Source organism: Pectinatus haikarae (assembly GCF_015732185.1).
Lineage (GTDB): Bacteria > Bacillota > Negativicutes > Selenomonadales > Selenomonadaceae > Pectinatus > Pectinatus haikarae.
This window is the reverse complement of the sequence record NZ_WIQM01000010.1, coordinates 52,998-60,423: the sequence shown is the minus strand read 5'-3', so window position 1 is coordinate 60,423 and position 7,426 is coordinate 52,998. Positions and strand designations below refer to the sequence as shown.

The 7,426-nt window shown below is 37.6% G+C and carries 8 protein-coding genes; all 8 read right to left on the bottom strand.

The annotated features are described in order from the left end of the window. The coding region (locus tag I6758_RS07675) for an ABC transporter ATP-binding protein (RefSeq protein WP_196604627.1) at window positions 1–459 on the bottom strand (459 nt) is incomplete at its 3' end. 23 nt (window positions 460–482) lie between these two features. Next, complete coding sequence (locus I6758_RS07670) at window positions 483–1,274, bottom strand: ABC transporter permease (protein WP_196604626.1); 792 nt, start codon at window positions 1,272–1,274, stop codon at window positions 483–485. Between the two features lie 251 nt (window positions 1,275–1,525). Beyond that, entirely contained in the window at window positions 1,526–2,761 is a 1,236-nt protein-coding gene (locus I6758_RS07665) for a nickel pincer cofactor-dependent isomerase, group 22 (protein ID WP_196604625.1), read from the bottom strand. Window positions 2,762–3,131: 370 nt separating this feature from the next. After that, on the bottom strand, window positions 3,132–3,638 hold the full coding sequence (gene scpB, locus I6758_RS07660; protein WP_196604624.1) for an SMC-Scp complex subunit ScpB: 507 nt from the start codon (window positions 3,636–3,638) through the stop codon (window positions 3,132–3,134). Then, window positions 3,628–4,365, bottom strand: a complete 738-nt coding sequence (locus tag I6758_RS07655) for a segregation and condensation protein A (RefSeq protein WP_196604623.1) — start codon at window positions 4,363–4,365, stop codon at window positions 3,628–3,630. The genes scpB and I6758_RS07655 overlap by 11 nt, the downstream gene beginning before the upstream one ends. 83 nt (window positions 4,366–4,448) lie before the next feature. Next, window positions 4,449–5,078 carry a site-2 protease family protein gene (locus tag I6758_RS07650; RefSeq protein WP_196604622.1) on the bottom strand — a complete coding sequence of 210 codons (630 nt, stop codon included), beginning with the start codon at window positions 5,076–5,078 and terminating at the stop codon, window positions 4,449–4,451. Between the two features lie 23 nt (window positions 5,079–5,101). After that, window positions 5,102–5,653, bottom strand: a complete 552-nt coding sequence (locus tag I6758_RS07645) for an NUDIX domain-containing protein (RefSeq protein WP_196604629.1) — start codon at window positions 5,651–5,653, stop codon at window positions 5,102–5,104. A gap of 54 nt (window positions 5,654–5,707) precedes the next feature. Further along, window positions 5,708–7,402 (bottom strand): DNA repair protein RecN, encoded by a 1,695-nt coding sequence (gene recN / locus I6758_RS07640; RefSeq protein ID WP_196604621.1) that lies wholly within the window; start codon window positions 7,400–7,402, stop codon window positions 5,708–5,710. Between the last annotated feature and the right edge of the window lie 24 nt (window positions 7,403–7,426).

The window sequence follows — 7,426 nt, the reverse complement described above, 5'->3', positions numbered from 1 at the left end:
CGCTACTCTTTGTCGCATACCTCCTGACAGAGAGTTCGGGTATTGATTTTCAAATCCTTTCAAACCAACTAGCTCAGCATAATGTTCAGCTATCTCTCTCGCCTGCTTGCGAGAGGCATTCTTTTGTTTCAGACCAAATTGTATATTTTCTGAAATAGTCATCCAGGGAAAAAGATTATAGGCTTGAAAAACCATTCCTCTGTCCGCTCCAGGCCCCGCTATTACCTTTCTCTGATTTATTATACTTCCCTCCGTTGTCTTTTCCAGCCCGCATATAATTCGCAATAGTGTAGATTTTCCGCATCCCGATGTACCCAGCAGAGCTAAAAACTCATTGGATTGCACATGCAAACTCACATTATCCAGTGCCAGAATATCACCTTTTTTTGTTTTATATATTTTAGTCACATTTTCAACGGTAAGGCCTGTGTTGGTATTCTCTATATCTTTTATCCGCATATATATTCCCTTCCCATTGTCACCTAATTATTCCAAAAAAAGAATTTTTTATGGCAAATCTTAAACGCAACATCGATTATCATGCCGATGAAACCTATTGTCAAAATCCCTACAAATATATTGGATGTATTCATCATTCTTTGTGATTGTATTATCATAAAGCCTATTCCCGATGAAGCTCCTACTAATTCTGCCACAATTACGTATGTCCACGCCCATCCCAGAACAGTACGGAAGGTGTCCATGATATCAGGCAGAGCCTTCGGCAGAATCACCTTCCATAATACACTTGCCTTGGAAGTACCCAATGTATAGGAAACCTCAATCATCGACATCGGCACATTGCGGACATTAGTAGCAATCATCAAAATCAGCTGCGGCAAACTGCCCAAAATAATAACAGCTATTTTCTCCGGTTCGTCTATTCCTATCCATAAAATAAACAATGGAATAAACGCAGATGCCGGCAGATATCTAATGAAAGAAACTACATATTCCAATAAAGCTGAAACAGGCGCATATGTTCCTATTGTGAGGCCAAACGGCAATGCCACTACAGCTGCTATCACAAAACCTGCCATTACACGAAATACTGTTATCCCGATATCTTTTATGAAATCGCCCTGTGAAAATAAGCTTACTGCTGTTTTAACTACATCCGTTGGCGGCGGTAAAAAAAACGGATCCATTTTTCCTATCAATGTAAACGCAGACCATATTCCTAAAATCACAACAAAAGCTATTGCTGCGATGATAAAAATATATAGAGATCTAATTTTTCCCTTAGGTATAAATGCATCTGATAATGAATTCATTTTTTCCTCCCATAATTACATTAATATCTTATCGTTTTTGAACATCGTTTATGATATTCGCCCAGTGATTAATATAAATCATTTGTTAATATTAATGATTATTTCATTTATATATTAATATAAATAAAAATGGTGCCTATCTAAATAAGATAAGCACCATTGCTTTTATATTTTTTATCATAATACGAAACGACACATTTGTCAATATATATTGTTTCCATTATTTGTTTCATTATAAAATTTTTATAATATTACGTTCCGATTAGATTTAGATATTCATTATTCCCGATTTCAGGCAGCAATGCCTCTGATACCTCTATATATTCCAATTCCAAAGTGTTTTTTATCCGCACCACTTTCAACTTTTTTTTATTCAAATTCCGGGTAGTTTTCACCGCTATCCGGACAGCCTCCTCTTCGTCATCTGCCATCAGTGGAATTTTAACATCTTCAATGCATTTGCATGCAACCGCATTCGTATACATTGCCCTAAAATCCAGCTTAGCAAATACATTTTTCGTAATTACATCGAATAAGCCTATACCTATGCCATTGCCATGAGATGATTCAGTTATATCCAATAATATCATTTTTTCTATTTTGGGAAAAGGTATTGTAAACTCTTTCAGCACAGAACTACGGCCTACTATGTTGGGATCGTAGCCTGCCCCTGAAATATTTTTACCTATTTCCTGCATTACCAATATATCTATTGATGGCAGCCTAATAAAAGGCATATATTTTTTTGCTTTTTTCAAAAGCTCCTTTTCACCGGAAATTATTTTTTCACCGGCAATAACATCAACACAAGCCGTTTTATCGTATGCGTTTTCAACTATAGCGACACCGAATCCGACTTTCATTTTTTCAATTATCACTCCGGCCCCTTCTTCGATTATCTTAGAAAAATTTGTTGGATCTTCCTCATGGACAGTTGAGCATCCCTTTTGATTTCCCAAACCTATCACAAGCATCTTGCAGAGTCCGCTTTGTATGTCACCAACAAAATCAGTGTGTATCTTTATCCTATTAATGGGAACTATTAAATCTGCCCTTATAGCTGCTTCATCGAAAAATAATGGTGTTCCATTTGAAAGCGCAGCAATTTTTTGTACACCAATTTGCGTTACTATAGGCACATGCAGACGGTCTTCTGTGATACCATATCCCGCTAAAATCTCTTTTTGTCCTTCTTCGGTGCCATCGCCATGACTTCCCATAGCTGATAAAATAAACGGTTTTGCCTTCCTTTCGAGCAAACCATTTACCACCGCAGAAACTATCGTAAACAGGTTTTTTATTCCCCTGCTGCCAACACACACAGCAACGTGCATATCAGGACGTATTTTAGAATATATTTCCGGTGAATTCATTTTGCAGCTAATTTCTTCTGTAATATTTTTCAATTCTTCATTCGGAAAGACCTGTCTTATCTTATACATTTTAGGCAAATCATATTCTTTATCACTTTCAAGTAAAACAGCCATAACATCCTCCTGAAAATTTATAAAATGATAAAAATACTCAGCAGTAATTACTGCAGACTCTTATCTTATACAGTTAATTTGCTCCTTTTTCACCCCAAAATCAGGATGCCTTTTGCAGGTTAAGCTCATATATCATTGAGATTAATATAATTTACGTTTCACAATGAATAATATTTTCATTTATATGGGGATGAAAAAAATGGCCCTTATCTGATGAGATAAGCACCATTGCTTGTATATGGTCATTATATACAGGTACATAATAATTGTCAATTAAATTTTACTCATCATATTTCTCAAAAGCATATATATTATTCTCTCATTTGCTAAAAAAATAATTTTTCATTAATATAACCGAGTTTTTCATTAATTAAAAAGAAAGTGCCGGCAGCTGTCCAAGATTTGTCAACCCGAAACATTTTAAAAAAGTATTTGTCGTCCCATACATAATAGGACGGCCAACTACTTTCTTACGGCCTACTTCCTGCACTAATTCACGTTCTAAAAGTTTATTTATTATACTGTCCACCCGTACGCCACGGATATTTTCAATTTCCTGCTTTGTTATTGGTTGTTTAAAAGCAATTATAGACAGTGTTTCCAATGCGGGTGCAGACAATTTTTTATCTGTTACTTCTGTTAATTTATTCAGATAAACGGCCATTTCCGGTTTTGTACACATCTGATATGCATCCGCTATTTTTTTTATCATCAGGCCGCTTTTATTTCTATTCATGTCTTCCTGAAGTTCATTGATTAATGCCTCCGCATTTTCCCTGTCAATCTGCAGTATAGCCTCTATCTGCTTGCAGGATAGCGGCTCAGCAGATATAAACAGCATTGCCTCAAGAGGTGCCTTCAGTTTTTCATAAAACATTTTCTTCATCATTCCTCAAAAAAATATATATGGATGAAAAAGAATAATCCTGCCTTATATATATTCTTTTTAATTTTATCAATTCCAGCATAGCCAAAAAAGTGACGATCAGCTCCGCCCGATCAGCATCAGCATCGAATGCCTCTGTAAAAAGTGCGCATTCTTTTTCATTATTTCCAAGCAATGTCAATATTATCAACATCTTATCCTGCACGCTGAATTTATCTTTTGCGACTTTCTGGATTTTTTTATCGGACAGCTGTCCTTCCATAACATTCTGAAAAGCTATCCATAAAGTTTTTATATCCATATTCTGGGGAGGCAGATGCTGAACAGGTCCCAGCTCTGTTTCCCGATAAAAAATCTGCCCCTGTGCTATTGCCATTTCGTCAAGTACATTACTAATTTCCTTAAATTTTCTGTATTCCAAAAGTCGTTCTACCAAATCCTGCCGGGGATCATCTTCCTGTTGATCATCTGTTTCACTTACCAGTTCCGGCAGCAGAATGCGCGATTTTATACGCAGTAATTCCGCAGCCATAAGCAGAAATTCACTTGCTATATCAATATTGAATTCACGGAATTGATCTAAGTATATAAGATACTGTTCTGTTAGAACAGCAACAGGTATATCGTAAATATCAATTTTATTTTTTTCGATCAAATGGAGCAACAAATCCAACGGCCCTTCAAAGGCCTTTAGATGCACTTTATACTCTAAAGACATAAATTTCATCCTGTACTACAATATTACACAGGTTCTCATTTCGCACAAAAATCTGTGTAATATTTTTAATTTAATGAGCTAAATCAAATCAGCAGTGCCATAACTAATCTGATCAAGCTCATAATAGGTATGGTAAACATGCTGAGAAAACTTCCCAGTATATGCGTATTGGCCAACAACAGAAAAATTATAAAAATTGCCATGCTGTACCGTTCAATCTGTGCGTACTGCCTGGCAAGTTCATAAGGCAATATATTCATCAATACTTTTGATCCGTCAAGAGGCGGAATAGGAAGCATATTAAATACCGCAAAATTGACATTATAGATCATCGTCATCAATAAAACCTGCTGTATCCATTGCTGCATATAGCCGAATTTATACAAAAAAGCCAATAATATGCCCGCAGCAAAAGCCGCTGCAATATTAGATGCCGGTCCGGCGAGCGAAACAAGAATATCATCCCGACGCATATTGCGGAAATTTCTTGGATTTATCATTACTGGTCTGGCCCAGCCAAATTTGAATATAAACAAAGCAATCAATCCCCACGGATCAATATGTGCAACAGGATTAAGTGTAAGCCGTCCCTGCAGCCGCGGTGTAAAATCACCGCAATACACCGCCACTCTGGCATGTGCATATTCATGAACCGTCAACGCAATGATAAGACCCGGAATCCCGTAAATCATCTCAGGGCCGAAACCAAACATAAGGACCTCCTATCGCTGAACACTCAGCATTCTTTATTTTTGATCATATTGACCAAGAGTATAGCCGACACAGACTTTGCATCGATTATTTCACCATTATATACCATTTGCACTGCCTTTGCCAAAGGAATCGTCAGCAAATTAAGAAATTCATCCTCATCCGGGTGCATCTGTCCCGCCTTTAGTTCTTCCGCTAAATAAATGTGTATATATTCATTGGAAAAGCCGACAGTAGTCGCCAAGGTCAAAAGCTTTGTATATTTTTCAGAGGTATATCCAGTTTCTTCACTAAGCTCCCGTTTTGCGCATGCCAATGGATCTTCCCCTTTTAAATCAAGTTTTCCTGCCGGTATTTCCAAGGTCACCTGCCTTACGGGATAACGATACTGACGGACCATAATTATATTACCATCAGCTGTATACGGTATAACAGCAGATGCTCCTGGATGTTCTATCCATTCTCTGCTCGCATAGCGTCCATTAGGCAGTTCAACTTCGTCTTTTTTTACATGGAGGAGGTCTCCGTCAAAAACATTTACAGAAGCTATTTTTTTTTCAATAAGATCTTCATACATATATTTCATCTCCAAATCAAATATATTTTTCATTATATGCTGCTTATAAGAAAGTTATTTTTCCATTCTTTTTTTCTTCAGTCTGGCATTATTAAGCATTTCCATGGCATTATCAAGAGAAGCTGCTGTGATATCGATACCTGATGCCATGCGAGCTATCTCATTGAGCTGCTCTCCCGATGAAAGTTTCTTAATGCGTGTAACTGTATGTTCTTTTTGGACAGTTTTATCAATATAAAAATGGGCATCAGCCATACAGGCTATCTGAGGCAGGTGAGTTATACACAGCACCTGTTTGAATGCTGCTATCTTGGCTATTCTTTCAGCTACCATTTGCGCGGTCTTCCCGCCTATGCCCGCATCGATTTCATCAAATACCATCACACCGACATGATCGTCTGCCGCAGTCACGGTTTTTATTGCCAAGGCAATACGTGATAATTCACCTCCGGAAGCCGTCCTTTGAAGCGGCTTACATTCTTCGCCAACATTAGCGCAGAATAATATCTGAGCTGTTTCTGTACCTGTTTTACTATATTCCTGTGTATCTTTAAACTGGATAGCAAACTGTGCATTATGCATTCCCAGATCAAGCAGCTGTTCTTTCACTCGTTTGGAAAGCTCATCTGCAGCTTTTTTGCGTACAGCTTTGAGTTCAGCAGCGGCTTTTTCAAGTTCTTTCTCTGCTAAATCAGCATCCGACTGCATATCCTTTATTATGACATCGTAATTTTCCATTTCATCCAGTTCATCTTTTATCTTTTTTTGATAAGCCAGAACATTATCAACTTCCGGTCCATACTTCCGGCAAAGTCTTTCAATATCATCACTGCGCCGTAAAAGCATGTTTAAGACAGTCGGATCATAATCAATATCATCGATGTAATCGCGTACTTCGTAGCTGATTTCCTGAAGCTGTATATATGCATCATCCGCTATTTTTTTAGCAGTCGCAAAATTTTTATCATATTTCAAGAGTGCATCAAGATTCTTCTTAATGCCTGACAGTGCAATTAAAACTGTCTCTCCATTATTGTCATCGGCAAGCAGCGAGTAGGTGGATTTTACTAAATTGGCTATTTTTTCCGTATTAGTTATCTTTTTTATTTTTTCTTCAATTTCCCTATCTTCATCCGGCTGGATCGCGATTGCTTCTATTTCATCATTTTGCCAGCGCAGCATCTCCATATGTTCCGTATAATTTTGAGAAGCCGCTTTTTTTTCATTCAGTTTTTTTGTAATCTCCCTATATTGCCCATATGCTTTTATATATGTTTCCATATATTTTTCAAAATCCGGCACTGCCCTGTCAACTAAGGCAAGCTGTTCTTCCGGCCGCAGAAGGGATTGATTTTCATTTTGTCCGTGAATATCGATCATAAGCTCACTAAGTGCCTTCAACGCCGCTGCAGTGACCTGACAGCCATTTATCTGAATTATATTTCTCCCGTTTCTGTTTATCTGCCTGACTATAATCAGCTCATTTGCTTCATCAAGGATAGCATTATTTTCAAGAAAGCTGTGTACGTCATCATTATCAATGGTACAAACAGCTTCAATACGCAAATAACTGCCGCCATTCCTTATAACATCAATATTAGAACGCTGCCCCATAAGCAATCCCAGTGCACCAAGCAGCAGTGATTTGCCGGCCCCGGTTTCACCAGTCAGTATATTAAGCCCATCGTCAAAATTGACTTGCAAATGATCAATAAGCGCAAGATTCCATACAGTCAATGTTTTCAGCATGCTGACCTATCCCTCTTTACAAAA

Bases quoted from the DNA above. Each gene is read 5' to 3' on its own strand.
- I6758_RS07670 (WP_196604626.1), bottom strand. From the start codon at position 1,274: ATGAATTCATTATCAGATGCATTTATACCTAAGGGAAAAATTAGATCT.
- recN (WP_196604621.1), bottom strand. From the start codon at position 7,402: ATGCTGAAAACATTGACTGTATGGAATCTTGCGCTTATTGATCATTTG.
- scpB (WP_196604624.1), bottom strand. From the start codon at position 3,638: ATGTTTTATGAAAAACTGAAGGCACCTCTTGAGGCAATGCTGTTTATA.
- I6758_RS07665 (WP_196604625.1), bottom strand. From the start codon at position 2,761: ATGGCTGTTTTACTTGAAAGTGATAAAGAATATGATTTGCCTAAAATG.
- I6758_RS07650 (WP_196604622.1), bottom strand. From the start codon at position 5,078: ATGTTTGGTTTCGGCCCTGAGATGATTTACGGGATTCCGGGTCTTATC.
- I6758_RS07655 (WP_196604623.1), bottom strand. From the start codon at position 4,365: ATGTCTTTAGAGTATAAAGTGCATCTAAAGGCCTTTGAAGGGCCGTTG.
- I6758_RS07645 (WP_196604629.1), bottom strand. From the start codon at position 5,653: ATGTATGAAGATCTTATTGAAAAAAAAATAGCTTCTGTAAATGTTTTT.